21 protein-coding genes, 2 tRNA genes and 1 pseudogene are annotated in these 26,627 nt (G+C 69.7%); 11 read left to right on the top strand and 13 right to left on the bottom strand.

Translation table 11 applies throughout. The features are described 5' to 3' along the window. Window positions 1–64 precede the first annotated feature (64 nt). From KSF81_RS08090 to KSF81_RS08080, 3 genes and pseudogenes are all read right to left on the bottom strand, one after another. Complete coding sequence (locus KSF81_RS08090) at window positions 65–688, bottom strand: nicotinate-nucleotide adenylyltransferase (RefSeq protein ID WP_217378541.1); 624 nt, start codon at window positions 686–688, stop codon at window positions 65–67. After that, a complete protein-coding gene (locus tag KSF81_RS08085; protein WP_217378540.1) occupies window positions 685–1,542 on the bottom strand; it encodes a 2-keto-4-pentenoate hydratase in 858 nt (285 codons plus the stop codon). The genes KSF81_RS08090 and KSF81_RS08085 overlap by 4 nt, the downstream gene beginning before the upstream one ends. Before the next feature lie 33 nt (window positions 1,543–1,575). Further along, window positions 1,576–2,840: pseudogene (locus tag KSF81_RS08080) on the bottom strand (glutamate-5-semialdehyde dehydrogenase). A 175-nt stretch (window positions 2,841–3,015) separates the two neighbouring features. On the opposite strand from KSF81_RS08080, the gene panB reads away from it, so the two are divergent. Then, window positions 3,016–3,855: a 3-methyl-2-oxobutanoate hydroxymethyltransferase gene (panB, locus tag KSF81_RS08075; RefSeq protein WP_217378539.1), complete on the top strand. Its 840-nt coding sequence runs from the start codon at window positions 3,016–3,018 to the stop codon at window positions 3,853–3,855. Between the two features lie 32 nt (window positions 3,856–3,887). Here panB and proB read toward each other — a convergent pair whose 3' ends face one another. The 4 genes from proB to rplU form a co-directional block, all read right to left on the bottom strand. Continuing rightward, window positions 3,888–5,030 carry a glutamate 5-kinase gene (gene proB, locus KSF81_RS08070; protein WP_254453417.1) on the bottom strand — a complete coding sequence of 381 codons (1,143 nt, stop codon included), beginning with the start codon at window positions 5,028–5,030 and terminating at the stop codon, window positions 3,888–3,890. A gap of 108 nt (window positions 5,031–5,138) precedes the next feature. Then, a complete protein-coding gene (gene obgE, locus KSF81_RS08065; RefSeq protein WP_217378538.1) occupies window positions 5,139–6,152 on the bottom strand; it encodes a GTPase ObgE in 1,014 nt (337 codons plus the stop codon). 69 nt (window positions 6,153–6,221) lie between these two features. Beyond that, entirely contained in the window at window positions 6,222–6,491 is a 270-nt protein-coding gene (gene rpmA, locus KSF81_RS08060; RefSeq protein ID WP_217378537.1) for a 50S ribosomal protein L27, read from the bottom strand. 23 nt (window positions 6,492–6,514) lie between these two features. Then, complete coding sequence (gene rplU, locus KSF81_RS08055) at window positions 6,515–6,832, bottom strand: 50S ribosomal protein L21 (RefSeq protein WP_217378536.1); 318 nt, start codon at window positions 6,830–6,832, stop codon at window positions 6,515–6,517. A 277-nt stretch (window positions 6,833–7,109) separates the two neighbouring features. On the opposite strand from rplU, the gene KSF81_RS08050 reads away from it, so the two are divergent. Then, window positions 7,110–7,199 (top strand) — tRNA-Ser (locus tag KSF81_RS08050). 528 nt (window positions 7,200–7,727) lie between these two features. Here the strand turns inward: KSF81_RS08050 and folE are convergent. The 3 genes from folE to KSF81_RS08035 all read right to left on the bottom strand — a co-directional run bounded on the left by folE (window position 7,728) and on the right by KSF81_RS08035 (window position 9,969). Then, a complete protein-coding gene (gene folE, locus KSF81_RS08045) occupies window positions 7,728–8,369 on the bottom strand; it encodes a GTP cyclohydrolase I FolE (protein WP_217378535.1) in 642 nt (213 codons plus the stop codon). A 185-nt stretch (window positions 8,370–8,554) separates the two neighbouring features. Further along, window positions 8,555–9,211, bottom strand: coding sequence for a CoA transferase subunit B (locus tag KSF81_RS08040; protein ID WP_217378534.1), 657 nt, complete (start codon window positions 9,209–9,211; stop codon window positions 8,555–8,557). Between the two features lie 14 nt (window positions 9,212–9,225). Then, window positions 9,226–9,969: a CoA transferase subunit A gene (locus KSF81_RS08035; RefSeq protein WP_217378533.1), complete on the bottom strand. Its 744-nt coding sequence runs from the start codon at window positions 9,967–9,969 to the stop codon at window positions 9,226–9,228. Window positions 9,970–10,175: 206 nt separating this feature from the next. Between KSF81_RS08035 and KSF81_RS08030 the strand changes: the two genes are divergently transcribed. Further along, a tRNA-Ala gene (locus tag KSF81_RS08030) sits at window positions 10,176–10,251 on the top strand. Between the two features lie 147 nt (window positions 10,252–10,398). Here KSF81_RS08030 and KSF81_RS08025 read toward each other — a convergent pair. Then, window positions 10,399–12,885, bottom strand: coding sequence for a PAS domain-containing protein (locus KSF81_RS08025; protein ID WP_309139504.1), 2,487 nt, complete (start codon window positions 12,883–12,885; stop codon window positions 10,399–10,401). A gap of 16 nt (window positions 12,886–12,901) precedes the next feature. Then, on the bottom strand, window positions 12,902–19,195 hold the full coding sequence (locus KSF81_RS08020; RefSeq protein WP_217378531.1) for a HAMP domain-containing protein: 6,294 nt from the start codon (window positions 19,193–19,195) through the stop codon (window positions 12,902–12,904). 494 nt (window positions 19,196–19,689) lie between these two features. Between KSF81_RS08020 and KSF81_RS08015 the strand changes: the two genes are divergently transcribed. The 8 genes from KSF81_RS08015 (at window position 19,690) to KSF81_RS07980 (ending at window position 24,248) form a co-directional block, all read left to right on the top strand. Next, the gene (locus tag KSF81_RS08015) at window positions 19,690–19,944 is read left to right on the top strand and encodes a hypothetical protein (RefSeq protein WP_217378530.1); all 255 of its coding nucleotides are present in this window, start codon (window positions 19,690–19,692) and stop codon (window positions 19,942–19,944) included. Window positions 19,945–19,946: 2 nt separating this feature from the next. Then, window positions 19,947–20,216 carry a DUF5985 family protein gene (locus KSF81_RS08010; RefSeq protein WP_217378529.1) on the top strand — a complete coding sequence of 90 codons (270 nt, stop codon included), beginning with the start codon at window positions 19,947–19,949 and terminating at the stop codon, window positions 20,214–20,216. A gap of 15 nt (window positions 20,217–20,231) precedes the next feature. Further along, window positions 20,232–20,498: a DUF5985 family protein gene (locus tag KSF81_RS08005; RefSeq protein ID WP_309139503.1), complete on the top strand. Its 267-nt coding sequence runs from the start codon at window positions 20,232–20,234 to the stop codon at window positions 20,496–20,498. A gap of 79 nt (window positions 20,499–20,577) precedes the next feature. Continuing rightward, window positions 20,578–21,642, top strand: a complete 1,065-nt coding sequence (locus KSF81_RS08000) for an amidohydrolase family protein (protein ID WP_217378528.1) — start codon at window positions 20,578–20,580, stop codon at window positions 21,640–21,642. Between the two features lie 39 nt (window positions 21,643–21,681). Further along, window positions 21,682–22,101 (top strand): hypothetical protein, encoded by a 420-nt coding sequence (locus KSF81_RS07995; RefSeq protein WP_217378527.1) that lies wholly within the window; start codon window positions 21,682–21,684, stop codon window positions 22,099–22,101. Between the two features lie 25 nt (window positions 22,102–22,126). Continuing rightward, a complete protein-coding gene (locus tag KSF81_RS07990; protein WP_217378526.1) occupies window positions 22,127–22,795 on the top strand; it encodes an amidohydrolase family protein in 669 nt (222 codons plus the stop codon). 2 nt (window positions 22,796–22,797) lie between these two features. Further along, window positions 22,798–23,271 carry a Rieske (2Fe-2S) protein gene (locus KSF81_RS07985; RefSeq protein WP_254453415.1) on the top strand — a complete coding sequence of 158 codons (474 nt, stop codon included), beginning with the start codon at window positions 22,798–22,800 and terminating at the stop codon, window positions 23,269–23,271. A 71-nt stretch (window positions 23,272–23,342) separates the two neighbouring features. After that, a complete protein-coding gene (locus KSF81_RS07980) occupies window positions 23,343–24,248 on the top strand; it encodes a hypothetical protein (protein ID WP_217378525.1) in 906 nt (301 codons plus the stop codon). Between the two features lie 463 nt (window positions 24,249–24,711). On the opposite strand, the gene KSF81_RS07975 is transcribed toward KSF81_RS07980, so the two are convergent. Next, window positions 24,712–26,601, bottom strand: coding sequence for a potassium transporter Kup (locus tag KSF81_RS07975; RefSeq protein WP_217378524.1), 1,890 nt, complete (start codon window positions 26,599–26,601; stop codon window positions 24,712–24,714). Window positions 26,602–26,627 lie beyond the last annotated feature (26 nt).

Genomic DNA, 26,627 nt, shown 5'->3' with positions numbered 1-26,627 from the left:
TCGCCCCCGGTGGGGGCTTTCGGCATGCGCGCGATAAGCGCCTCCTCTGTCTTCCTGTTCGAACCTACACCATTCCTGCATCCGGTGCGCCCCGCGCCGCCCGAATGGCGGTGGCGGAGGCCGGGTGCTCCCGCGCCGGGACCAGGCCCCAGGGCGCGTGGCCCCTCCCCGGCCCGACCAGCAACGCCGCCGGAGCCCGGCGGTGCCGCGCCAGCGCCCGGGCCGCTTGGCCGGAGAGCGCCCGCAGGGTCTCGCCTGGCCGCGGCAGCACCGCAATCGGCGTCTCCCGCGCCAGCCGCCGCCAGCCTCGCCAGCGCGGCAGTTGCGAGAGGTTGTCCGCCCCCATCAGCAGCACGAAGCGCGCCCGCGGAAAGCGTTGGCGGAGCAGGGCCAGGGTCTCCACCGTGTAGCGGCTGCCGAGCCGCGCCTCGATATCGGTGGCGATGATCCGCCGCCCGTCGGCGATGGCCCGCGCCGATTCCAGCCGCTCGGCGAAGGGCGCCATGCCGCGCCGCGGCTTCAGCGGATTGCCGGGCGAGACCAGCAGCCAGACCTGGTCCAGGCCAAGCTGCCGCAGCGCCCGCTCCGCCACATGCCGGTGCCCGGCATGGGCCGGGTTGAAGCTGCCGCCGAGCAGGCCGATCCGGACCCGGCGGCTGTCTCCCCAAACGCCCGGCTGGGCCGTCACCGAACCTTGACGCTGACCGAGACCGGCTGTGCCGCCAGCCCCTCATAGCGCACGGTATAGGTGCGGCCGGCCTCCGCCGGCAGGGCGGGCGAGAAGCCGCCGAGCGAGACGATGTCGCCCGCCTGCAGCCGGCGGCCCCGCTTCGCCAGATCCTCCGCCAGCCAGGGCAGCACGTTCAGCGGATGGCCGAGCAGCACGGTGCCCGGGGCACGGGACAATTCCTTGCCGGTGTCGTCGGTGAAGCGCACGGTCATGCCGCCCAGCGCGGCGGCGAATTCGGGCGTCGCCTGCACCGGGATGGGGGTGCCGGAGACGCCGAGCCGCGCCCCGACATTGATCGCCACCAGGTTCGGCCCGTCCAGGCGCTGCGGCGGCATGACTAGGTCCGGCAGTTCGATGAAGGGAATCACCTGGTCGAGATGGCGCAGCACCTCCTCATGCGTGCGTGCCTGGTTGATGCCTTCGTCGCGCACGCGCACCAGCAGGTCGGCCTCGACCACCGGGATGGCGCCGAAGCGGGCCGGCACCTCGGCGCCGTCCTGCATGCGCAGGGTCGCCTCGTAGATCGTGCCGGTCACGGGGTGCGTCACGCCGAAGCGCTGCTGCGCCGTCGGGTTGGTGAGGCCCACCTTGTAGCCCACCGGCCGGCCGAACTGGCGCTGCAACAGGGCCACCAGCTTGTCCTGGGCGCATTGCCCATCCGCCAGCGAGGTCATGCCCGCCAGGGGCTCGCCCGGCTGGTTCTCCAGCATGGTGCGGGCAAGGCGCTCCACCGCCTCGTCGGAGGGGCAGGCGGCGAAGGCGGGCGCGCCGAACAGCATGGCGGCGGCGAGGCAAGGCAGCAGGCGGCGCATGGTGATCCCTTCCCCAGTGCCCTCGCGGGCGTTTCAGGGCCGGGTCTGCCCGGTCCCCAGCACATGGTAGCGATAGGTGCAGAGCTGTTCCAACCCGACCGGGCCGCGCGCATGCAGCCGGCCGGTGGCGATGCCGATCTCGGCGCCGAAGCCGAGTCGCCGCCATCGCAGAATTGCGTGGAGGCGTTCCACATCCCCACCGCGGAATCGAGCCCGTCCAGGAAGGTCCGCGCCGCCGCCTCGTCCTGCGTGACGATCGCCTCGGTATGCTCGCTGCCATGGCGGCGGATATGCGCCAGCGCGCCCTCCACGCCATCCACCACGGCGATGGAGAGCACCGCATCCAACCATTCGGTGGCGAAATCCGCCTCGGTCGCGAGTGGCAGATCCGCGACGATGGCGCGCGCCCGGGCATCGGCGCGGAAGTCGCAGCCGAGCGCGCGGAGATCCTCCACCAGCAGCGGCAGCAGCGAGGGCGCGATGGCGGAATCGATCAGCAGGGTCTCGGTGGCGCCGCAGATGCCGGTGCGGCGGAGCTTGGCATTGGCCAGGATTTCCCGCGCCATCGCCGGCTCGGCGGCGGCATGGACATAGGTATGGCAGAGCCCCTCGGCATGCGCCAGCACCGGCACCCGCGCCTCCTCCAGCACGCGCGCCACCAGGGACTTGCCGCCGCGCGGGATGATGAGGTCGATCAGCCCGGCGGCGCGCAGCATGGCGCCGACGAAGGCGCGGTCGGGCGTCGGCGCCACCTGCACCGCGGCTTCGGGCAGGCCCGCCGCGCGCAGCCCCTCCGCCATGCAGGCATGGATGGCGGCGGCGCTGCGGCTGCTGTCGGAGCCGCCGCGCAGGATCACCGCATTGCCGGATTTGAGGCAGAGCGCGGCGGCATCGGCCGCCACGTTCGGCCGGCTCTCGAAGATCATGCCGATGACGCCCAGCGGCTGCGCGACGCGGCGGATCAGCAGCCCGTTCGGCCGGGTCCATTCGGCCAGCACCCGCCCCACCGGATCGGGCAGCGCCGCCACCTCCTCCAGCCCCGCCGCCATGGCCTCGATGCGGGCGGGGGTGAGGGTGAGGCGGTCGCGGAAGGCCGCGGTCAGCCCCTCGGCGGCGGCCAGGTCGGCGGCATTCGCGGCCAGGATGGCGGGGGTGCGGGCGCGCAGCGCCGCCGCCGCCGCCATCAGCGCCAGGTCCTTGGCCGGTCGCGGCGCGCGGGCGAGCACCCCGGCCGCGGCGCGGGCGGCGCGGGCGGCGGCTTCGAGCTGGCGGGCGATGGCATCGGTAATGGCGTTCACGGCGGCAATCCTCTCGGCTCCCGGAGCCTCTGGCCAGGGGCGCTGGCGTGATCCCTAGAACAATATCGGCGTGGTGGAAATGCGCGGCGCCGTCCGCCGGCAGGACCAAGCGCGCGCTTGACGGCCGGCGGCACAGGCGTGAAAGCCACCCCATCAAGCTCCCGGGAGGAAAGCGATGAGCACGGTCCCACGCAACAGGCGAACCAGCATTCCCGATATCCGCGCCCGCAAGGGTGGCGAGCCGCTGGTCTGCCTGACCGCCTATACCACCCAGATGGCGCGGCTGCTCGACCCGCACACGGATCTGCTGCTGGTGGGCGATTCCCTCGGCATGGTGCTCTATGGCTTCGACAGCACGCTGCCGGTCACGCTCGACATGATGATCGCGCATGGCGCCGCGGTGATGCGCGGTGCCGGCCGGGCCTGCGTGATCGTGGACATGCCCTTCGGCAGCTACCAGGAAAGCCCGCAGCAGGCCTTCCGCAACGCCGCCCGCATCATGGCGGAAACCGGCGCCGGCGGGGTGAAGCTGGAGGGCGGCGAGGCGCTGGCGGAAACCACCCGCTTCCTGGCCCAGCGCGGCATCCCGGTCTGCGCCCATGTCGGGCTGATGCCCCAGGCGGTGAACACGGCCGGCGGCTTCCGCGCGACCGGCCGCTCGGAAGCCGAGGCGCGGCAGGTGACGCGCGATGCCGAGGCGATGGCGGAGGCCGGGGCCTTCGCCGTGGTGCTGGAAGGCACGCTGGAGCCGGTCGCCGCCGCCATCACCGCCGCCCTGCCGGTGCCGACCATCGGCATCGGCGCCTCGCCGGCCTGCGATGGCCAGATCCTGGTGGCGGAGGATGTCTTCGGCCTGTTCAGCGATTTCACGCCGCGCTTCGTCCGGCGCTATGCCGATCTCGGCAGCCAGATCGCCACCGCCGCCGCGGAATATGCGGCGGATGTCCGCGCCCGGCGCTTCCCCGGGCCGGAGCATTGCTTCCTGCCGAAGGCAGCGGCGCGGTCCGCCGGGTAGCGAAGAAAAGGCTTACTGAAGGTAGCGGTATCTCAGAGCAGCACGAGGTCGTCCCGGTGGACGATCTCGTCCCGGCCGCGCCAGCCGAGGATCGCCTCGATCTCCTCGCTGCGCCGGCCGGCGATCTGCCGCGCCGCCTCCGCATCATAGGCCGAGAGGCCGCGCGCCAGTTCATGGCCTTCGAGGTCGTGCACGCTCACCGGGTCGCCGCGGTGGAACTGCCCCTCCACGCCGCGCAGCCCGGCCGGCAGCAGGGAGGAGCCGCGCCGCAGGGCCCGTGCCGCTCCCGCATCGACCAGCAGCACGCCGAGCGGCGCCAGCGACCCGGCGATCCAGCGCTTGCGCGAGGACCGCCCCTCGGGCGAGGCCAGGAACCAGCTGCAGCGCGCCCCCTCCTCGATCGCCCGCAGCGGGTTGTCCCGCTGGCCCTGGGCGATCGCCATGGCGCAGCCCGCCCCGGTGGCGATGCGGGCCGCGATCAGCTTGGTGCGCATGCCGCCGGAGGAATAGCCGGGTGGCGGCTCGCCCCCCATGGCCATGATCTCCTCGGTGATGCGCTCGATCACTGGCAGATGCGCGGCCCCCGGGTCGCGGCGCGGATCGGCGGTATAGAGTCCGTCGATGTCGGAGAGCAGCACCAGCGCATCGGCGGCGATCATCTCGGCCACGCGCGCCGCCAGCCGGTCATTGTCGCCGAAGCGGATCTCGGCGGTCGCCACCGTGTCGTTCTCGTTGATGACAGGCACGCAGCCGAGGTCGAGCAGGGTGCCGATGGTGGCGCGGGCATTGAGGTAGCGGCGGCGGTCCTCGCTGTCCTCCAGCGTCAGCAGCAATTGCGCGGCGGCCAGCCCATGCGCCGAGAGCGCCGCCTGCCAAGCGCCGGCCAGGCGGATCTGCCCGACCGCGGCGGCGGCCTGCTTCTCCTCCAGCCGCAGCCGCTTGCGGGTGAGGCCGAGCGCCCGGCGGGCCAGGGCGATGGCGCCTGAGGAGACCAGCACCACCTCCACGCCGCGCGCCCGCATGGCGGCGACATCCGCCGCGACCGAGGCCAGCCAGGCGTCGCGCGGCGCCGCGGTTTTTTCCTCCACCACCAGGGCGGAGCCGATCTTCACCACCACGCGCCGCGCGTCCCGGAGCGAGGGGGGCGCGGCCACCATGCCGTTCTGCGCTTCCATGGGCGGGGCGCATAGCACGCGCCCGGCCCAGGGGCGAAGTCGGCGGCTGCCTTGTATATTGCGGGCCGGTTCACGCCCTCCGGCTTCGCCTCCGGGCGACCGGACCACTCAGCCGTCCCGCTCGGCGCCCCGCCGCGCCGCCACGACATCGGCGAGCGCCCGCAGCGCTTCCGGCACCCCCTCGCCGGTGACGCCGGAGATCAGGTGGACCGGCCCGCCCACCGCCCTTTCCAGGGCCTTGCGGCGGCTGGTCCGGGCCTGGGGGGTCATGGCATCGGTCTTGTTCAGCGCCACCAGCTCCGTCTTGGCGCTGAGGCCGCCGCCATAGCCTTCAAGCTCCGCACGCACGGTCTGCCAGGCGCGGACCGGGTCGGGCTGGCTGCCATCGACCAGGTGCAGCAGGGCGGCGCAACGCTCCACATGGCCGAGGAAACGGTCGCCGAGCCCGGCCCCCTCATGCGCGCCCTCGATCAGCCCGGGGATATCGGCGATGACGAATTCCTCCGCATGCGAGAGGCGCACGACGCCGAGCTGCGGATGCAGGGTGGTGAAGGGATAGTCGGCGATCTTCGGCCTGGCCGCGCTGACCACCGAAAGGAAGGTGGATTTCCCGGCATTGGGCAGGCCGACCAGGCCGATATCGGCGATCAGCTTGAGGCGCAGCCAGAGCCAGCGCTCCTCGCCCGGCCAGCCCTTGTCGGCGCGGCGGGGAGCACGGTTGGTGCTGGTCTTGTAATGCGCGTTGCCGAAGCCGCCGTCGCCGCCCCGGGCGATGGTGGCGCGCTTGCCGGGGGCGTCGAGATCGGCGAGCAGGGTTTCCTTGTCCTCGGCGAAGATCTGGGTGCCGACCGGCACCTTCAGCACCACGTCCTCGCTGCCGGCGCCGGTGCGGTCGGCGCCGGCGCCGTTGCCGCCCTTCCGCGCCTTGAAATGCTGCGCGTAACGATAGTCGATGAGGGTATTGAGGCCGTCCACGGCCTCGATCGCCACATCGCCGCCCTTGCCGCCATTGCCGCCATCCGGGCCGCCGAATTCCATGAATTTCTCGCGCCGGAAGGCGATGACGCCATCGCCGCCATCGCCGGCCTTCACCCAGACCTTGGCTTCATCGAGGAATTTCATGGGATTGGGGTCCTGAAACGAAAACGGGGGCCTCGCGGCCCCCGTCGCGTCAGCCGATGTCGGCTGGCGTCATTCGGCGGCCTGCTGGACCGGCACCACGGAGACATGGACCCGGCCTTCGGCCTTGCGCTCGAATTTCACCACGCCATCGACCATGGCATGGATGGAATGGGTGCGGCCGACGCCGACATTGCGGCCGGGCCGCATCTTGGTGCCGCGCTGGGTGACGATGATGTTGCCGGCCTTCACGGCCTGGCCGCCGAACAGCTTCACGCCCAGCCGCTTGCCGGCGGAATCGCGCCCGTTGCGGGAGGAGCCGCCGGCCTTCTTGTGCGCCATGGTGAGGTTTCCCTATCTCTCGCTCAGGCCGCCGCGATCGCGGCGATGCGCAGGACGGTCTCCTGCTGGCGGTGGCCCTTCTTGCGCCGGCTGTTCTTGCGGCGGCGCTTCTTCAGGATCAGGATCTTGTCGCCGCGGGTCTGTTCCAGAACCGTGGCGGTGACGCTGGCGCCAGCCACGGTGGGCGCGCCGATGGTCAGGCCGGCCTCGCCGCCCATGGCCAGCACGTCATGGAAGGTGACGGTGGCGCCGGGCTCGGCCTCCAGCTTCTCGACCCTGAGGACGGCGTTCGGTGTCACCCGGTATTGCTTTCCGCCGGTGCGGATCACTGCGAAATTCATCGTGCGGCCCCAACTGGTCGCGCCAGGATTGCGTGCCGGGGGCGGCGCTGCCCCCAGGCGGCGGATACTCGGCGGTCATTCTATGTTGCACGGCCGAACACGGCCGCCGGCGACGCAAAGCGCCGCCGGGAGGCGGGGTGTATAGCCATGGGACCGGGCCGGCGTCAACGCCGGGCTGAACCGCCCCGGCTGGCGCTGCCCCACCCGGAAAGTGCCGGAGGCGAAGAGCGGGCGTTGCGCCTGGTGCAGGGTTTCCCTATACGGCGGGTCCCGATGCGGAGAGGTGCCGGAGCGGTCGATCGGGTCGGTCTCGAAAACCGAAGTACGGGCAACTGTACCGTGGGTTCGAATCCCACCCTCTCCGCCATCGCAACAAGCCCTTGAGGAAACTCCGGGGACACAAGACAAATCAAGGCCTTGCTGAGGCGCTACCCCACTGGGCCACTATACATGGGGTGAAAAGACGCGCCTCGCGAGCGGTGCCTTGCGCGGGTTAACGGTGGCCCCTGGGGATGCGCCGCCACGTTCCTGGCGACCTCCGACCCATCATCCATTGGCAAGGCGGAGATTTGTCAGTCCTACGGGACCGAGAACTTCAAGGCAGTAGTCCGTCGCCACCGTCCGGAAATGGCAGCGGTTGATGACCTCTTTGCCGCCGCGCGAAGGACGAAAGCCGTCCGGGGCCGCCGAGCCGGTATTCGGCCAGGGGAAGTACGCCAGGGGCTTCCGCCAATTCCCCCTCCGCGGCCCCCACGAGGCGAAGGGGCGTTGCTCCACCGCCCATAACCTCCTCAGGCTCGCCAGAGCCGCCGCTTGAAGCCTGCCACGGCAACCGTCACCGCCCGCCGCATCCGAAAGCCCCAGCAGCCCAGGATGCCGTCACGTCGAAAGGCTCCTAGCCCTCGACGAAGCCGCGATGGCCGCCGATCATGGCCAGGAATTCCCGGCGGGTGGAGGGGTCGTCGCGGAAGGCGCCCAGCATGCGGCTGGTCACCATGGTGACGCCGGATTTGTGGATGCCGCGCGTGGTCATGCACTGATGCGCCGCCTCGATCACCACGGCGACGCCCTTGGGCTGCAGCACCTCGTTGATGCTATTGGCCACCTGCGCGGTGAGTTTCTCCTGGATCTGCAACCGCTTGGCATAGACATCCAGCACCCGCGCCAGCTTGCTGATCCCGACCACCCGGCCGGCCGGCAGATAGGCGATATGCGCCCGGCCGATGATCGGCACCATATGGTGCTCGCAATGCGATTCCAGGCGGATGTCGCGCAGCACCACCATCTCGTCATAGCCATCCGTCTCCTCGAAGGAGCGGGCGAGCAGCTCGACCGGGTCGGTGGCATAGCCGGCGAAGAATTGCTCGTAGGACCGGACCACGCGGGCGGGCGTATCCACCAGCCCCTCCCGGTTCGGGTCCTCGCCGGCCCAGCGCAGCAGCGTGCGCACGGCCTCCTCCGTGGCCTCGCGCGTCGGGCGCTCGGGCACCGGGGTGCTGCTGTCGGTCCTGTGGTCGGCCGGGGTATCGATGTTCACGGTGCGGGGCGTCCCAGATGTCGTTTCCTGGCGGTCCCGAATCCGGCCGCCGCGGCGCCTGAACGGCGGCCTTGCTGCGGACAGATGGGGCCGCCGGGGAAGGCTGCAATGCTTGGTGCGGAGGTGGAATGCCAGCCCTGCGCAGGGCACATGGGAGCCCCCTGCGCAGGCCTGGCCGGGAGCCTTCAGGCGGCCCGCAGCGCCTCCGCCAGCTTGAACCCGGCCTCGGTCTTGGCGCGGACCTCCTCCAGCGTCACCTCGGGGGCCAGTTCCAGCAGGGTGGCACCGCCCTCGCCGCGCTTGTCGATGGCGAAGACCGCGAGTTCCGTCACCACCATGTCCACCACCCGGGCGCCGGTCAGCGGCAGGTTGCACTGCTTCAGCAGCTTCGGCTTGCCGCCGGCGGTATGCTCCATCAGCACCACCACGCGCTTGACCCCGGCCACCAGGTCCATGGCGCCGCCCATCCCCTTCACCATCTTGCCGGGGATCATCCAGTTCGCCAGGTCGCCATTCTCCGCCACCTGCAACGCGCCCAGGATGGAGAGGTCGATATGCCCGCCGCGGATCATGCCGAAGGACTGGGCGCTGTCGAAATAGCTGCTGGTCGGCAATTCGGTGATGGTCTGCTTGCCGGCATTGATGAGGTCGGCATCCTCCTCCCCCTCATAGGGGAAGGGGCCGAGGCCGAGCATGCCGTTCTCGCTCTGCAATTGCACATTGATGCCGGCGGGAACGTGGTTCGCCACCAGGGTTGGGATGCCGATGCCGAGATTGACGTAGAACCCGTCCTGCAATTCCTGCGCGGCGCGGGCGGCCATCTGGTCGCGGGTCCAGGGCATTGCTTGCTCCTCCTTCAGGCTGCCGAGTTGGCGCTGCCGGCGCCAGCAGCCGCCGCCTCACGCTTGCGCAGGGTGCGCTGCTCGATCCGCTTCTCGTAGCCGGGCGGCAGGACGACCATGCGCTTCACGAAGATGCCGGGAGTGACGATATGGTCGGGGTCGATCTCGCCCGGGCGGACTAGGTGCTCCACCTGCGCCACCGTGACCTTGGCCGCCGTCGCCATCATCGGGTTGAAATTGCGGGCGGTCTTTCGATAGACCAAGTTGCCCTCCGCATCACCCATATAGGCGTGGACGATGGCGAGGTCGGCGAAGAGGCCGCGCTCCATCACGTAGGTCTCGCCGTCGAATTCCTGGGTGGGCTTGCCCTTCGCCACCTCGGTGCCGACCCCGGTCTTGGTGAAGAAGGCCGGGATGCCGGCGCCGCCGGCGCGGATGCGCTCGGCCAGGGTGCCCTGCGGGTTGAACTCGATCTCCAGCTCCCCGGCCAGGTATTGCCGGGCGAAGGTCGCGTTCTCGCCGACATAGGAGCTGATCATCTTGCTGATCTGCCGGGTCTGCAGCAGCAGGCCGAGCCCGGCATCATCGATCCCCGCATTGTTGGAGACGACGGTGAGGCCCTTCACGCCGCTCTCGCGGATCGCCTCGATCAGCACGCTCGGGATGCCGCAGAGGCCGAAGCCGCCGGACATGACCATCATGCCGTCCCGCAGCAGGCCGGCAAGCGCGGCCTTCGCGTCCGGATATACCTTCCCCATGCCCGCGATACTCCCTGGCAGACGGCGACATCAGGGGGCAACCTAGACCAAATGCGGCCCGACTGGAACCGCACCCGCGGCGCCGCCCGGCACGGCGGAATCCACGGCCGGGCCAGCCCGATCCGACCGCCGCGCAGGATATCGGAAAGGCCGCTCCAAGGGGCTTGCGGCACCGCCGGAGCGCCGCTATACCGCCGCCTCCCCGGGGGGCCATAGCTCAGTTGGGAGAGCGCTTGAATGGCATTCAAGAGGTCGTCGGTTCGATTCCGATTGGCTCCACCAGGATTTTCAAGGGCTTAGCCACTTCGGTGGCTGAGCCCTTTTTCGTTGCCGCCGCATCATGCCAACCCCGGCCGCCCACCGTGAGGCCCTGGACCGGGACCTTGCGCCCGAACGGGCGCCCGGCACCGGCCCTCCTTCAGGGGCCGGTCAGGCGCAGCGCGCCGCCTCGATCGGGATGACATTCGAGGGCGGCCTGCAATCCAGCAACCGTGCGATATGGGCAGCCAGCTCCTCCTGCCGGTAGGGCTTGGAGAGCCGGGGAAGGCCGGCGAATTCCCCCTCCGGCAGGTCGGCATATCCGGTTGCGAGCAGGACCGGCAGGGCGGGCCAGGTCTCCTGGATCTGCCGGGCGAGTTCCATGCCGGTCATCCCCGGCATGGCGTGGTCCGTGACCACGAGGTCCACCTGCGCGCCGGAGCGCAGCGCCTCCAGAGCCCGTGCCGCCGAGGAGGCCTCGATCACCGTATGGCCGAGATCCTCCAGCATGTCCGCCGTGCCCGCGCAGATCAGCGGATCGTCGTCCACCACCAGCACGCGGCACGGGCGTGGCGGCGCGGCGGCGGATGCCGCCTCGGCCAGGGCCGGCGGCGCGGAATCCTGGAGGCCGGTCCCCTCCGCGACCGGTAGCCAAAGCTCCACGGTGGTCCCGGAGCCCATGCTGCTGCTGATGCGCATCGCGCCCCCCGACTGCGCGGCAAGGCCATGGACCATCGAGAGGCCGAGACCAGTGCCCTTGCCCACCCCCTTGGTCGTGAAGAAGGGCTCGGTGGCCCGCTTCAGCGTGGCCTCGTCCATGCCCGTGCCGGTATCCGAGACGGCGAGGCAAAGATAGCGCCCGGGCGCCAGATCCTGCGGGATGCCGCCTCCGGCTGCGCACCGGGCGGTGACCGCAAGCTGCCCGCCGAGCGGCATCGCGTCCCGCGCATTGACGGCGAGGTTCAGGAGGGCGAGCTCGAGCTGGTTCGGGTCCACCCGTATGGCGGGCAGATTGTCCAGGAAATCCGTGCCGATCTGGACCGCCGGGCCGAGCGAGCGGCGCAGCAACTCGGCCATGCCGTCCACCAGCCGCGCCACGTCCACGGTCTCCGGCTTGAGCTCCTGCCGCCGTGCGAAGGCGAGCATGCGCTTGGTGAGCGTCGCGCCCCGCTCCGCCCCCTGGATCGCGCCGTCGATCAGGCGCGCGGTCCGCGGATCCTCGGGTAGCCGCTTGCGCAACAGGCTGAGATTGCCGAGCACGGCCATGAGCAGGTTGTTGAAGTCATGCGCGACGCCGCCCGTGAGCTGGCCGAGGCTCTCCATCTTCTGCATCTCGTGCACCTGCGCGAGCGCCGCCTCCCGCTCGCGCGTCCGCTCCTCCACGCGCCGCTCCAGCTCGGCATTGGCCTCGGCCAGGATCTCGGCCGTGCGGCGCCGGTCGGTCACGTCGATATCGGTGCCGATCATGCGCACCGGGCGGCCCGATGCATCCCGGATGACCTCGCCCCGGCCGGCGAGCCACCGGACGGCGCCGTCGCCCGAGGCGATGCGGAACTCCGCCTCATAGGGCCTCTCGCCCCGGAGCGCAGCCTCGATCGTGTCCCAGACCCGTTGCTGGTCCTCCGGGTGCACGACGCGGCTGAAGGTGACGGAGGAAGACTCCCGCCGCCTCCGGTCGAGGCCCCACATGCGATAGACATCGCCGATCCAGATGATCCGGTCAGCGGCGAGGTCCCAGTCCCAGATCCCGATGCCGCTCGTCTCCTGCGCGATCCGCAGCCGCTCCTCGCTCCCGCGCAGCGCCGATTCGGTGGCCTTGCGCTCGGTGATATCGTAGGTGACGCCGCTGATCCGCGTGGCCCGGCCCTCGGCATCCACCGTTGGCGCCGCGCCGATGACGCACCAGCGCAGCTCGCCGCTCGGGCGGAGGATGCGGAACTCGGCGTCGTAGGCGCGGCCCGTCTCCGCCGCCTCGGCCGTGAGCCGGCGGAGCGGCTCCCGGTCCTCGGGGTGCAGCATGGCCAGCACGGCCTCGGCCGTGGGCGCGAAGCGCCCCGGCTCGGTTCCGAAGATGCGGTACTGCCCCTCGTCCCAGACCTGCTCGCCCGTGCGGAGATCCCAGTCCCAGGAACCCATGTGGCCGGCGGCGAGCGCCAGGCTGCGGCGCTGTTCGCTCTGGCGCAACTGCGCGGTGGAGGCCTCGAGCTCGGCGGTCCGCTCCGCGACGCGCCGCTCCAGCTCGGCATTGAGCCGTTCGAGCTGCCGGGTCTTGCGGTAGAGCTCGGCGAAGACCCGCACCTTGGCGCGCAGCAGGTCGGGCACCACGGGCACGGGCAGGTAGTCCACCGCGCCGATCTCGTAGCCGCGCAGCCGGTCGAGGTCGGTCATGTGGATGGCGGAGACGAAGATGATCGCCGTCCGCTCGAACCGCGGATGCGCGCGGATCATGGCCGCCAGCTCGAAGCCGTCGAGGTCGGGCATGACGACGTCGATCAGGATGACCGCGACCTCGGTCCGCAGGAGATGCGCGAGCGCCTCCCGCGCCGATCCGGCCCGGATCAGGTTCTCGCCGAGCTCGTGCAGGATCACCTCGTAGCTGAGCAGCTTCGCGGGCTGGTCGTCCACGAGAAGGATGTTGACCGGCTCCTCCGCGGCCACGGCGCGCTCCCCCATCCTAGCGGTGCAGCCACATCCGCAGGGCGGAGAGGAGCTGCTCGGTGTTGACGGGCTTGGCCAGGTAGTCGGATGCGCCGGCCTCCAGGCACCTCTCGCGGTCGCCCTTCATGGCCTTGGCGGTCAGCGCGATGATCGGGAGCCGGCGGAAGGCCGGGTTCGCGCGGATCATCTGCATCGTCTCGTAGCCGTCCATGCCCGGCATCATGATGTCCATCAGGGCGATTGCGATGCTCGGGACCGATTCGATCAGCGCGACCGCCTCGTTGCCCGTCGTCGCCGTCAGCACGCGCATGCCGCGCCTCTCCAGCACGCTGCTGAGGGCGAAGATGTTGCGGGCGTCGTCATCGACCAGCAGCACGGTGCGCCCGACGAGGTTCTCGTCCGAGCTGTGCAGCCGCTCGAGCATGCGCTGCTTCTCGGGCGGCAGCTCGGAGACGACCCGGTGCAGGAAGAGCGCGGTCTCGTCCAGCAGCCGCTCGGGCGATTCGACGCCCTTCACCACCACGCTGCGGGCCAGGCTGCGCAGCCGCGCATCCTCCTCGGAGGAAAGCTCGCGCCCGGTGAAGACCACCACGGGCAGATCCCGCAGCGCCTCCTCGCCGGCGATCCGCTCGAGCACCTCGAAGCCCGACATGTCGGGCAGCCGGAGGTCGAGCACCATGCAGTCCGCCTGTTCCCGCCGCAGCAGCTCCAGCGCCTCGGCTCCGGTCCCGGCGACCGCGATGTCCACGTCGTCATGGCCCAGCAGTTCGGAGATGCCGAGCTGTTCCATCGGGTTGTCCTCCACCACCAGGAGGCGCTTCCGGTGGGGCTGCGCGAAGGCCTTCATCCGCACGAGCGCCGCCTCCATCTCCTCGGTCGCCGCCGGCTTCGTCATGAAGGCGAAGGCGCCGCGCGCGAGGCCGTGCTGCCGGTCCTCGTCGAGCGTCGCGATCTGCACCGGGATGTGGCGGGTCTCCGGGTCCCGCTTGAGCTGGCTGAGCACCGTCCAGCCCAGCATATCGGGCAGGAAGACGTCGAGGGAAACCGCGGTGGGCCGGTACTCGCGCGCCAGCGCGAGCGCCTCCGTGCCCCGGGAGGCCACCAGCACCTTGAACCCGCTGTCGCGCGCCAGGTCGGCGACGATGCGGGCATAATGCGGGTCGTCCTCGACGACCAGCAGCGTGGTGTCGCCGGGTCCGATCGCGGCGCGATCATCCGGGACAGTCTCCGGCGGATGCTCGACGGGCGCCGCGGCGCCCGGGCGGAGGAACTGGCCTGGAGCTGCGGGGGTGGAAAGGACCGCCGCCGGGGCGCCCGCGTATTTCAGCGGCAGGTAGAGCGTGAAGGCGCTGCCCACGCCCGGCGTGCTCCGCAGGTGAATCTCGCCGCCGAGCAGGTTCGAGAGCTCGCGGCTGATGGCAAGGCCGAGGCCGGTGCCGCCATATCTCCGGCTGGTGCTGGCATCCGCCTGCTGGAAGGCCTCGAAGATGATCTTCTGCTTCTCCGGCAGGATGCCGATGCCGGTGTCGGAGACCTCGAAGGCAATGACCGACGGCGCGTGCCGCAGGACAGGATGGTCCGGCCCCCAGCCCTCGGCCGCGGCGGAAAGGGAGAGGCGCACCCCGCCCTGCTCCGTGAATTTGAAGGCGTTGGAAAGCAGGTTCTTCAGCACCTGCTGCAGGCGCTTCGCGTCCGTTATCATGCTGCGCCCCAGCCGGGGATCGAGCTGGACGTCGAAGGCCAGGCCGCGGTTCTCCGCCTCGTGGCGGAAGGGCCGGGCCACCACCTCGAGGAGGTTGGCCAGGTGGATTTCCTCGGCATCGACGGAGACCGTGCCCGACTCGATCTTGGACAGGTCCAGGATGTCGCTGATGAGGTTGAGCAGGTCGGTTCCCGCGCCATGGATGGTGCGGGCGAATTCCACCTGGCGCGGGGTCAGGTTGCCATCGGCATTGTCGCCGAGCTGCTGCCCGAGGATCAGGATGCTGTTCAGGGGCGTGCGCAGCTCGTGCGACATGTTGGCCAGGAATTCGGATTTGTACTTCGAGGTGAGGGCAAGCTCGGTCGCCTTCTCCTCGACGGCGCGTCGCGCCTGCTCGATCTCCTGGTTCTTGCGCTCGACCTCCACGTTGCGTTCCGCGAGCTGCTGGGCCTTCTGTTCCAACTGCTCGTTGGTCTGCTGAAGCTCGCGCTGCTGCGCCTGCAACTCGCCGGCGAGCTGCTGCGACTGCGTCAGCAGGCCCTCGGTCTGCATCGTCGCCTCGATGCTGTTCAGCACGATGCCGATGCTCGCGGTCAGTTGCTCCAGGAAGGACAATTGCAGGTCGGTGAAGGAGCCGAGCGAGGCCAGCTCGATCACCGCCTTCGCCTGGCCCTCGAAGAGCACGGGCAGGACGATGACGCTGTGCGGCATGGTGCGGAACAGACCGGACCGTATCGGCACGGCATCCGGGGGCACTTCGGTTATCACCATCCGCCGGGCATCCGCGGCGCATTGCCCGACCAGCCCCTGGCCGATCCGCAAGCGTTCGGGGTGGCCCGTCATGTCGTCATCGGCATAGGCGGAGAGGAGCCGGAGGCTCAGCCCGGGATCCGCCTCGATCTGGTAGATGACGCCCTGCTGGGCATTGACCAGCGGCGCGAGTTCCGACAGCAGCATGCGGCCCACGGTGGCAAGGTCCCGCTGGCCCTGCAGCATGTTGGTGAAGCGCGCCAGGTTCGTCTTCAGCCAGTCCTGCTCCGTGTTGCGGTCCGTCGTCAGCCGCAGGTTGTCGATCATCGTGTTGATGTTGTCTTTGAGCTCCGCGACCTCGCCGCGCGCATCGACCTGGATCGAGCGGGTCAGGTCGCCCTTCGTCACGGCGGTGGCGACCTCGGCGATCGCACGCACCTGGGTGGTCAGGTTCGCCGCCAGCAGGTTCACGTTCCCCGTCAGGTCCTTCCAGGTGCCGGCGGCGCCCGGGACATTGGCCTGGCCGCCGAGCCGCCCCTCCACGCCCACCTCGCGGGCGACCGTCGTCACCTGGTCGGCGAAGGTCGCGAGCGTGTTGGTCATGTTATTGATGGTCTCGGCGAGTGCCGCGACCTCGCCTTTCGAATTCACCGTCAGGTTCTGCTTCAGGTCGCCATCCGCGACGGCGGTCACCACCTTGACGATGCCGCGGACCTGTTCGGTCAGGTTGGAGGCCATGACGTTGACGGTATCCGTCAGGTCCTTCCAGGTGCCCGCCACGCCCGGCACCAGCGCCTGGCCACCGAGCCTGCCCTCGGTGCCCACCTCGCGCGCCACGCGCGTGACTTCGGAGGCGAAGCCGTTGAGCTGGTCCACCATCGTGTTGATGGTGTTCTTCAGCTCCAGGATCTCACCCTTCACGTCCACGGTGATCTTGCGGCTGAGATCGCCGCGCGCCACTGCCGTCGTCACCTCGGCGATGTTGCGCACCTGCGTCGTCAGGTTGCCGGCCAGCAGGTTGACGTTGTCGGTCAGGTCCTTCCAGGTGCCCGCCACGCCCGGCACCACCGCCTGGCCACCGAGGCGGCCTTCGGTGCCGACCTCGCGCGCCACGCGCGTCACCTCGCCGGCGAAGGAACGCAACTGCTCGACCATCGTGTTGATGGTCTCCTTCAGTTGCAGGATCTCGCCACGGGTATCCACGGTGATCTTCTTGGAAAGATCGCCATTGGCGATGGCGGTGGAGACCTCGGCGATGTTGCGCACCTGGCCGGTCAGGTTGGACGCCATGAAGTTGACATTGTCGGTCAGGTCCTTCCAGGTGCCGGCGACACCGGGCACCAGCGCCTGGCCGCCGAGCTTGCCCTCGGTGCCGACCTCGCGCGCCACGCGCGTCACCTCACCGGCGAAGGCGTTGAGCTGGTCCACCATCGTGTTGATGGTGTTCTTCAGTTCCAGGATCTCGCCCTTCACGTCCACAGTGATCTTGCGGCTGAGGTCGCCGCGCGCCACCGCCGTCGTCACCTCGGCGATGTTGCGGACCTGGCCAGTGAGGTTGCCGGCCATGGAATTCACGTTGTCCGTCAGGTCCTTCCAGGTGCCGGCGACGCCCGGCACATTGGCCTGGCCGCCGAGCCGCCCCTCGGTGCCGACCTCGCGCGCCACGCGCGTCACCTCGCCGGCGAAGCGGTTGAGCTGGTCGACCATGGTGTTCAGCGTCTCCTTCAACTGAAGGATCTCGCCCCGCACATCGACGGTGATCTTGCGGCTGAGGTCGCCATTGGCGATGGCCGTCGCCACCTCGGCGATGTTGCGGACCTGGCCGGTCAGGTTGGAGGCCATGGGATTGACGGATTCCGTGAGGTCCTTCCAGGTGCCGGCGACGCCCGGCACCATCGCCTGGCCGCCGAGCCGGCCATCGGTGCCCACCTCGCGCGCCACGCGCGTCACCTCGCCGGCGAAGGCATTGAGCTGGTCGACCATCGTGTTGATGGTCTCCTTCAACTGCAGGATCTCGCCGCTGACATTCACGGTGATCTTCTTGGACAGGTCGCCACGGGCCACGGCCGTTGCCACCTCGGCGATGTTGCGCACCTGGCCGGTGAGGTTGGAGGCCATGGGATTGACCGAATCGGTCAGGTCCTTCCAGGTGCCGGCGACGCCCTTCACCTGCGCCTGGCCGCCGAGCTTGCCCTCGGTGCCCACCTCGCGCGCCACGCGCGTGACCTCGGAGGCGAAGGCGTTGAGCTGGTCGACGGTGGTGTTGATCGTCTCCTTCAGTTGCAGGATCTCGCCGCGCACGTCCACGGTGATCTTCTTGGAAAGATCGCCATTGGCGATGGCGGTGGAGACCTCGGCGATGTTGCGGACCTGCGCCGTCAGGTTGGAGGCCATGGAGTTGACCGATTCCGTCAGGTCCTTCCAGGTGCCGGCGACGCCGAGCACATTGGCCTGGCCACCGAGCCGGCCCTCGGTGCCGACCTCGCGCGCCACGCGCGTCACCTCGCCGGCGAAGGCATTGAGCTGGTCGACCATGGTGTTCATGGTCTCCTTCAGCTGCAGGATCTCGCCGCTGACATTCACGGTGATCTTGCGGCTGAGGTCGCCACCGGCGATCGCCGTCGCCACCTCGGCGATGTTGCGGACCTGGCCGGTCAGGTTGCCGGCCATGGAGTTGACCGAATCGGTCAGGTCCTTCCAGGTGCCCGCCACGCCGGGCACCATCGCCTGGCCGCCGAGCCGGCCATCGGTGCCCACCTCGCGCGCCACGCGCGTGACTTCGGAGGCGAAGCCGTTGAGCTGGTCCACCATCGTGTTGATGGTGTCCTTCAGCTCCAGGATCTCGCCACGCACGTCCACGGTGATCTTGCGGCTGAGGTCGCCGCGCGCCACTGCCGTCGTCACCTGGGCGATGTTGCGCACCTGCGTCGTCAGGTTGCCGGCCAGCAGGTTGACGTTGTCGGTCAGATCCTTCCAGGTGCCGGCCACGCCGGGCACCACCGCCTGACCACCCAGCTTTCCCTCGGTGCCGACCTCGCGCGCCACGCGCGTCACCTCGGAGGCGAAGGAGCGCAGCTGGTCGACCATCGTGTTGATGGCCTCCTTCAACTGCAGGATCTCGCCGCGCACGTCGACGGTGATCTTCTTGGAAAGATCGCCATTGGCGACCGCGATCGTGACATCGGCGATGTTGCGCACCTGCGCCGTCAGGTTGCTCGCCATGGAATTCACGCTCTCGGTCAGGTCCTTCCAGACGCCGGTGACCTCCCGGACCTGCGCCTGGCCGCCGAGCTTGCCGTCCGTGCCCACCTCGCGCGCGACGCGCGTCACCTCGGAGGTGAAGACGCTCAACTGCTTGATCATGGTGTTGACGATGGTGGCCGAGCGGAGGAACTCGCCCTTCAGCGGGCGCCCGTCCACGTCGAGCGGCACGGTCTGGAGGAGGTCGCCCTTGGCCACCGCGGTGACGGCATGGGTGACCGCGGCCGTCGGCCACAGCAGGTCGTCGATCAGGGCATTGACCGAAGCCTCCATCCCGCCCCAGGCGCCGCCGGCGAGGCCGAAGCGCACGCGCTTGCCGGTCCTGCCCTCGCGGCCGACGACCTGGCCGACTTCCTCGAGCTGCTCGGCCATCCGCTGGTTCGCGGCGACGATCTCGTTGAAGGTATCGGCGATCTTGCCGGCGATGCCCGTCTCGTCGCCCGGCAGCCGGACCGAGAAATCCCCGACCCGCATGGCCTGCAGCGCGTGCAGCAGCTGGGTCAGATCGGAGGATGTCCCGCCGAGGGCTTCGGCGGCATAGGCCTCAGGTGCCGCGCTGCCATTGGCGCCCGCGATCGCTTCACCATGCGGCTGCATAGCCGTGCTCCCAGGCTGAGGCTGAATTCGAAAGCATGGACGGCTGGCGGCCGCCCGCTGCATGGGGAGTTGGTTGGCAGACCACGGATACTGCCTCGAACCAGCCCGCTACCTACGGTAGATGGTGATGTGATGGCTGGAAAGAGGCTGCCTGATGGCGAAACGACAAAGTGAAATGCTGGATGCATGATCCGGAATGCCCGGATCGCGGCGCAGGCAGCTTCGCCACGGGCAGCACGACACATGCACAGAACGCCTTGAGGTTGACGTTCCGGAGACCGGCACTCTAGCTTCTCCCGCATGCGCAGGAGCAATGGCGGAACCAGGCCGCTTCGGCGCCCGATCCTACCGAACCGGCCGAGACATTGTCGTCAGACACCACGATCCCCGAGGACGTAGCCGCCTTCGTCCGTGCGTCAGTCACTTCAATCTGGACGCTTGAACTCCTCTTGTTGCTGAAGCGGGATTCAAGCGCGGCCTGGAGCGTGGATCGGTTGGTCCGGGAACTGCGGGGCAGCCGGCTCCTCGTTGTCGACATCATCGGCTCCCTCCGGCAATCGGGCCTGGTCGTCGAGGAGGCGGAAGATGCCTTCCGCTACGGGCCCGCCAGCGCGGACGTGGCTGAACTTGTCGCGCGCCTCGAGCGCCTCAGCGTCGAAAAGCCGATGGCGGTCCGGAACGCGATCGTCTCGGCGCCTCATGACAAGGTCCAGGTCTTCGCCGATGCATTCAGGGTGAAAAAGGAATAGGCATGAGGGTCTTCCCGGCCGCCGTCTATCTTCTCTGCGCAGCGACGAGCCTCTGCTGCCTGGCGCTCCTCACCCGGAGCTACCTGCACACGCGCAGCCGGCTGCTGCTGTGGAGCGCCCTCAGCTTCGTCGGCTTCACGGCCAACAACCTGCTGGTCTTCATCGACCTCATCCTGCTTCCCGCCGAGATCGACCTGCTGCCGCTGCGGAACCTGACATCGCTCGCAGCCATCGGCGTCCTCCTCTATGGATTCATCTGGGAGACGAGCTGAAAGGAAGCGCCCGCCGTGTTCGAGTTTTCCGCCGGCCTCATCACGATGGGCTACCTCATCGCCGGCCTTTTCTTCTTCCGCTTCTGGCGGCGGACCGGCGACCGCCTTTTCGCGACCTTCGGCTGTGCCTTCCTGCTCTTCGCGCTGAGCCAGGCGCTGGTGGCTCTCTCCGGCCTGTCGCGCGAGGAGACGAGCTGGTTCTACCTCTTGCGCCTTGCGGGATTCGGCCTGATCATCTTCGCCGTCGTGGCGAAGAACGCGCGGTCGCTCCGGCGCATGTGAGGCATTGCCGCCCGGTATTGCGCGGATTTGCGCGACCACATCGAGGCCCCAGGGCCAGCACCGTCAGGGGAGGAGCGCGATGATCCAGGCAGGGGCGATCGATTGCGACATCCACCCGGCGGTGCCCAATACCCGGACCCTCCTGCCACATCTGGACGACTACTGGCGCGAGCATATCCTGCGGCGCGGGCTGGAACGGGACAATCTGGAGACCAGCGCCTATCCCGTCGGGGCGCCGATCAACGCCCGCCCGGACTGGCAGCCGGCCGCCGGTCCGGCGGGCTCCAGCCTCGCGTCGCTGCAGGCGCATATCCTCGACCCGATGCAGCCGCGCGCGGCCATCTGCAACGTCCTGCACGGCGCGCAGATGATGATGAGCGAGGATCTCTCGGCGGCGCTCTGCCGGGCGATCAACAACTGGCTCGTGGCCGAGTGGCTCGACCGCGACCCCAGGCTGCGCGCCTCCATCGTGGTCCCGGTGCACAGCCCCGACCTCGCCGCCGAGGAGATCGAGCGCATGGCGCCCGACCGGCGCTTCGTGCAGGTGCTGCTGCTGGCGATGACGGAGCTGCCGCTCGGGCGGCGGCAGAACTGGCCGATCTACCGCGCGGCCGAACGGCACGGCCTGCCGGTCGGCATCCATGCCGGGTCCAGCTTCCGCCATCCGCCAAGCGCGGGCGGCTGGGGCTCCTTCTACCTGGAGGACTACGTCTCCTATGCCCAGGGCTTCGCGGCGGCGCTCAACTCGCTGCTGGCCGAGGGCGTGTTCCAGAAATTCCCCGACCTCCGCGTAGTCCTCATCGAGTCCGGCGTCACCTGGCTGCCGGCAAATCTCTGGCGCGTCAACAAGACCTGGCGCGGCGTGCGGGCGGAGGTGCCCTGGCTCAACCGGCTGCCGGCCGATATCGTGCGGGCGCGGGTGCGGCTGACGGCGCAGCCCTTCGACGCGCCGCCGGATGCCGCCGCGCTGGCGACCCTGCTGGAGCAGCTCGGCTCCGAGGACATGCTGCTCTTCGCAACCGACTATCCACACTGGCATTATGACGGGACCGAGGCGCTGCCGCCGGGCTTGCCGGCGGGGCTCCTGCGGAAGATGCTGGTGGAGAATGCGCTCGCGACCTACCCTAGGCTGACGGCCCCGTAACGCCGCCCGCGCAACCGACCGGATGCAGGAGACGAAGCGATGAACGTGACGCTCCGTGACCACAGGCCCGACAACCCGGCGCAGAGCCATCTGGGCTTCATCGACTGCGACGTGCATCCCTTCTTCCGGACGCCGGCGGATTTCGATCCCTTCCTGTCCGCGCGCTGGCGCGAGCACCGCCGCAGCATCGGCAACCGCTCGCGCCAGGGCCTGGCCAGGACCTCGCCCTATCCGCGGATGTCCCCCGGCAACGGCATGCGCGGCGATTCCTGGCCGAAGGACGGCGGCCCGCCCGGCTCCGACCTCGACCTGATGCGCGAGCAACTGCTCGACCTGTTCGATGTGCGATATGGGCTGCTGGCGCCGCTGGTGGGCGGGGCGGCGGCCGAGCGCAACGTCGAATTCGGCGCCGCCATGGCGGTGGCGGTGAATGAGTGGCAATGCGCGAAATTCCTGTGATCCGGAGCCGCGGCTGAAGGCCTCGGTGCAGATCACCCTGGAACACGAGGCGAGCGCGCTGGCGGAGATCGAGCGGCGCGCCGGCGACCCCCGCTTCGCGCAGGTGAACATCCCGCCGCGCGGGCTGGAGCCGCTGGGGCGGCACCGCTACCGCCGGATCCTCGCCGCCTGCGCGGCGAACGGCTTTCCGGTCTCCCTGCATCTCGGCGGCAGCAGCGGGCATGCCTCGACCGGCGGCGGCTGGCCCTCCTTCTACCATGAGGAGCACCCCTCCTACGTGCAGAGCATGCAGACCCTGGTCACCAGCCTGGTCTGCGAAGGGGTCTTCGAGGAGATCCCCGACCTCAAGGTGGTGCTCGTGGAAGGCGGCTTCGCCTGGCTGCCAGCGCTCGCCTGGCGGCTGGACAAGCACTGGAAGCGGCTGCGCGCCGAGGTGCCGCATCTCAGGCGCGCACCGTCCGAGCAGATCCGCGAGCATATCTGGGTCACCACCCAGCCGATCGAGGAGCCGGAGCGGCCGGCCGACATGCTCTCGACCATCGAATGGATCGGGCCGGAACGGGTGATGTTCTCCACCGACTACCCGCACTGGGACCAGGACGACCCGCGCTACGCCTTCAAGGTCAGGTTGCCGGAGGACTGGGCCCGGCTGATCTACCGCGAGAATGCGCGGACGCTCTACCGGCTGGATTGAGCATGAGCCGGCATGTCGTCGCGGCCGTGGGCGAGATCCCGCCCGGGGGCCGCAAGCTGGTGACGATCCGCGGGCGCGAGATCGGGGTGTTCAACCTCGATGGGGAATTCTTCGCCCTCATCAACCGCTGCCCGCACCAGGGGGCGGCGCTCTGCCGCGGCGAGATCGTCAGCCGGCTGGAGGCGCCCCTGCCGGGCGAGTACCGGCTGGCGAAGCAGGGCGCGATGCTGCGCTGCCCCTGGCATTGCTGGGAATTCGACATCCGCACCGGGCAATCCTGGTGCGACCCCAACGACGTGAAGGCGCGCACCTACAACGTGACGGTCGAGCCGGGGGGAGGACCTGGCCAAAGGGCCCTTCGCGGCGGAAACGGTGAGCGTCTCGGTCGAGCAGGACTACGTGGTAATCATGCTCTGACAGGGGCCGGCCGGGTCCTTCCCGTCGGCCATCATGACGATTCCTTCATGGATGCATGATGTCCTGCGCGCCGGCTTCCAGGAGCAGGCGCCCCCTCCATGTCCGCCGTCCTCACCCATCCGGCCGGCCCATGACGCCGCTGTGGCAGAACGGGCTGCGCGCGGCCTCCGCCATGGCCTTGCGGCACCTGTCCTGGCGCGGCGGGCCGGAGGCCGCAGGCCCGGTGACACCCCCGGACCCCGCCCTGCCGCCAGGGCCGCCACCCGGCCCGCCGCCGGGCGCGGCGCGGGCCGATTGGGCTGACCGCCTGTGGCAGGAAGGGTTCGCCCTGCCGGGAGGCGAGGCGGAGGTCCAGCGCCTGGCCGGGCTGCTGCCACTCTCCCCGGCCACCACCCTGCTGCTGCTTGGCCATGATGCCGGCGGCGCCGCCGGCTGCATCGCCAGAGGCTGCGGCGCCTGGGTGGCTGCGCATCACTGCGACCCGCTGCTCGCCGGGCGCATGGAGGCGCGGCTGCGGCCGCTCGGCCGCCGGGTCGCGGTGCAGCCCTGGGACCCGGCCGCGCCGCAATCCCGCGCCCGCTACCACCACCATGCCCTGGCGCTGGAGCCGCTGCGGGCCGGCGCCGACCCGGCCAGGCTGCTCGCGGCCATCGCCGCGGCGCTGAAGCCCGGCGCGCAATTGGTGCTGCTCGACTTCGTGGCAAAGGCCGCGCCGCCTGACCAGGCCATGCGCCGCTGGATGCAATTGGAAGCCCGCGCCGCGCCGCCTCCGGACCAGGCCGCGCTGGAAGCGGCGCTGGCCGCCGCCGGCTTCCACCTGCATGTGGCCGAGGATGCCGGGACGCGGCACTGCGCCGCCGCGCTCGAAGCCTGGGCAAGGCTGATCGGCGGCCTGCGCGGGCCCGGCCGCCCGCCCTCCACCGCCGCCGCGGCCGGGCTGATCGCCGAGGCCGAGGCCTGGCTGCTGCGGCAGCGCCTGCTGGGCAGCGGGGCGCTGCGGCTGTTCCGCTGGCATGCCAGCCTGGCCGCGACCTGATCTACCCCAGGCTGACGACGCGGTAGCTGTATTCGGTGCCGTCCGGCTCGCGGATGGTGAGGTATTCGCCCGGCCGCATCAGCAGGGGGGCCGCGGATCACCTCATGCGGCGGCGCATCGCCCGCCTCGCCCGGCGCAGGAAAGAAGCGGAGCGACCAGCCGGTTTCCGGATCATGCTGCACATCGCCATAGCGCAGCGGCTCGCCGGGCCAGAACCGGCGGGCTTCCCAGGGGACGGGGTCGTCCCGCCAGGCCGCGGCGTCCATATGGCCCGTGGCATCGAGCGTCGCCTGTAATTCATAGCGGCGGTCCGGGCTTCCCTGCGGAAAGCCCGGGCCCGCGGCCAATACCAGCGTCACCTTCGGCATGCGGCGGTCCAGTCTTCCCCTTCGGATCCTGTGGGGCAAGGCGCGGTTCGCGGGCTCCACGCCCTGATAGGGAACGCCGGATCAGGGGGGCCGGTTCAGATCGCCACCCGGACCCCCAGCTCCACCACCCGGTCGGAGGGGATGCGGAAGAACTCGGTCGCCGGCACCGCATTGCGCGACATCACCGTGAACAGCCATTGCCGCCACTTCGACATCTTCGGCACCACGGCCTGCACCAGCGTCTCCCGCCCCAGGAAGTAGCTGGCCTGCATCGGTTCGAATTCGACGCCGTCCTGGCGCAGCGCCTCCAGCTCCCGCGGGATATGCGGGCTTTCCTGGAAGCCGTAGCGGACGATCACGCGGTGGATGCCCGGGCTCAATTCCTGCACCTCCCGCCGCCGCTCCTCGGCCACCTGGGGCACGTCCTCGTTCAGCACGGTCACGAAGAGCACGCGCTCATGCAGGACCTTGTTGTGCTTCAGGTTGTGCAGCAGCGCGCCGGGGACGTAATCGGCCTGGCCGGTCATGAAGACGGCGATGCCGGGCACCCGGATGGTGCGGGATTGCGGCAGCCGGGCCAGGAAGGATTTCAGTGGCAGGCTGTCCTGGCGGAACCGGGCGAACAGCAGCTCCCGCCCGCGCTTCCAGGTATGCATCAGCAGGAACAGCGCGATGCCGAGCACCAGCGGCACCCAGCCGCCCTCCGGGATCTTCAGCACATTGGAGATGAAGAAGGCGAGGTCGATCAGGAACAGCGGCACGAAGACCGCCGCCACCACCAGCAGCGGCCAATGGAACTGGCGGCTGAAGACCAGCATGGCCAGGATGCTGGTGCAGACGAAGGTGCCGGTCACCGCGATGCCATAGGCCGCCGCCAAGCTATCCGAATTATGGAAAGACAGCACCAGGATCAGCACCCCGGCCAGCAGGGCGAAATTGATCTGCGGCAGGTAGATCTGGCCCTCCTCCGTCTCGCTGGTGTGGCGGACCACCAGCCGGGGCAGGAAGCCCATCTGCACACATTGGCGGGCGATCGAATAAGCACCGGAGATCATCGCCTGGGAAGCGATGATGGTGGCGGCGGTGGCCAGCACCACCAGCGGCAGCCGCAACCAATCGGGCGCCAGCAGGTAGAAGGGATTCTCCAGCGCCGCCGGGTCGGAGAGCAGCAGCGCCCCCTGGCCGAGATAGTTGAGCGCCAGCGCCGGCAGCACGAAGCCCATCCAGACCAGCCGGATGGGCGCCCGCCCGAAATGCCCCATATCGGCATAGAGCGCCTCCGCCCCCGTCACCGCCAGCACCACCGAGCCGAAGGCGATGAAGGCCGCCAGCCGGTAGTGCAGGCAGAAGGTGATGGCATGATGCGGTGAGATGGCGGCCAGCACCCCCGGTTCCCGCAGGATCTCGACGATGCCGAGCAGGCCCAGCACGCCGAACCATACCGCCATGACGGGCCCGAAGATCGCCCCCATGCTGCTGGTGCCGCGATACTGCACCAGGAAAAGACCGAGCAGCACGAAGACCGAGCCCGGGATGATCAGCGGCTCGAAGGCCGGGGAGATGACCTTCAGCCCCTCCATGGCCGAGAGCACGGAGATCGCCGGGGTGATGGTGCCATCGCCGAAGAACAGGCAGGCGCCGGCGATGCCGATCATGGAGATCAGCCAGCGCCCCTGCTCGGTCCGGGCGGAGCGCTGCGCCAGGGCCATCAGCGCCAGGATCCCGCCCTCGCCCTTGTTGTCGGCGCGCAGCACGAAAATCACGTATTTCACCGTGACCGTCAGGATCAGCGCCCAGATGATGAGGGAGAGGATGCCGAGGATCTCCCACCGCTCGATCCCGTCCGCCGCGAAATGCAGCAATGCGGCGCGCAGCGCATAGAGCGGGCTGGTGCCGATATCCCCGTAGACGACGCCGAGGACGCCGAGCAGCAGGGGCAGTCCTGACGGGCGCTGGGCGGTGGAGTGGGAGGAAGGAGCGGTCAAGGGGAGGCTCCGGGAGGAGGGCGCGG

Origin of the sequence: Siccirubricoccus sp. G192, from assembly GCF_019084075.1 — a bacterium.
Classification (GTDB): domain Bacteria; phylum Pseudomonadota; class Alphaproteobacteria; order Acetobacterales; family Acetobacteraceae; genus G192.
The sequence above is the reverse complement of the archived record's forward strand: the minus strand, read 5'-3'. Positions and strand labels throughout refer to the sequence as shown.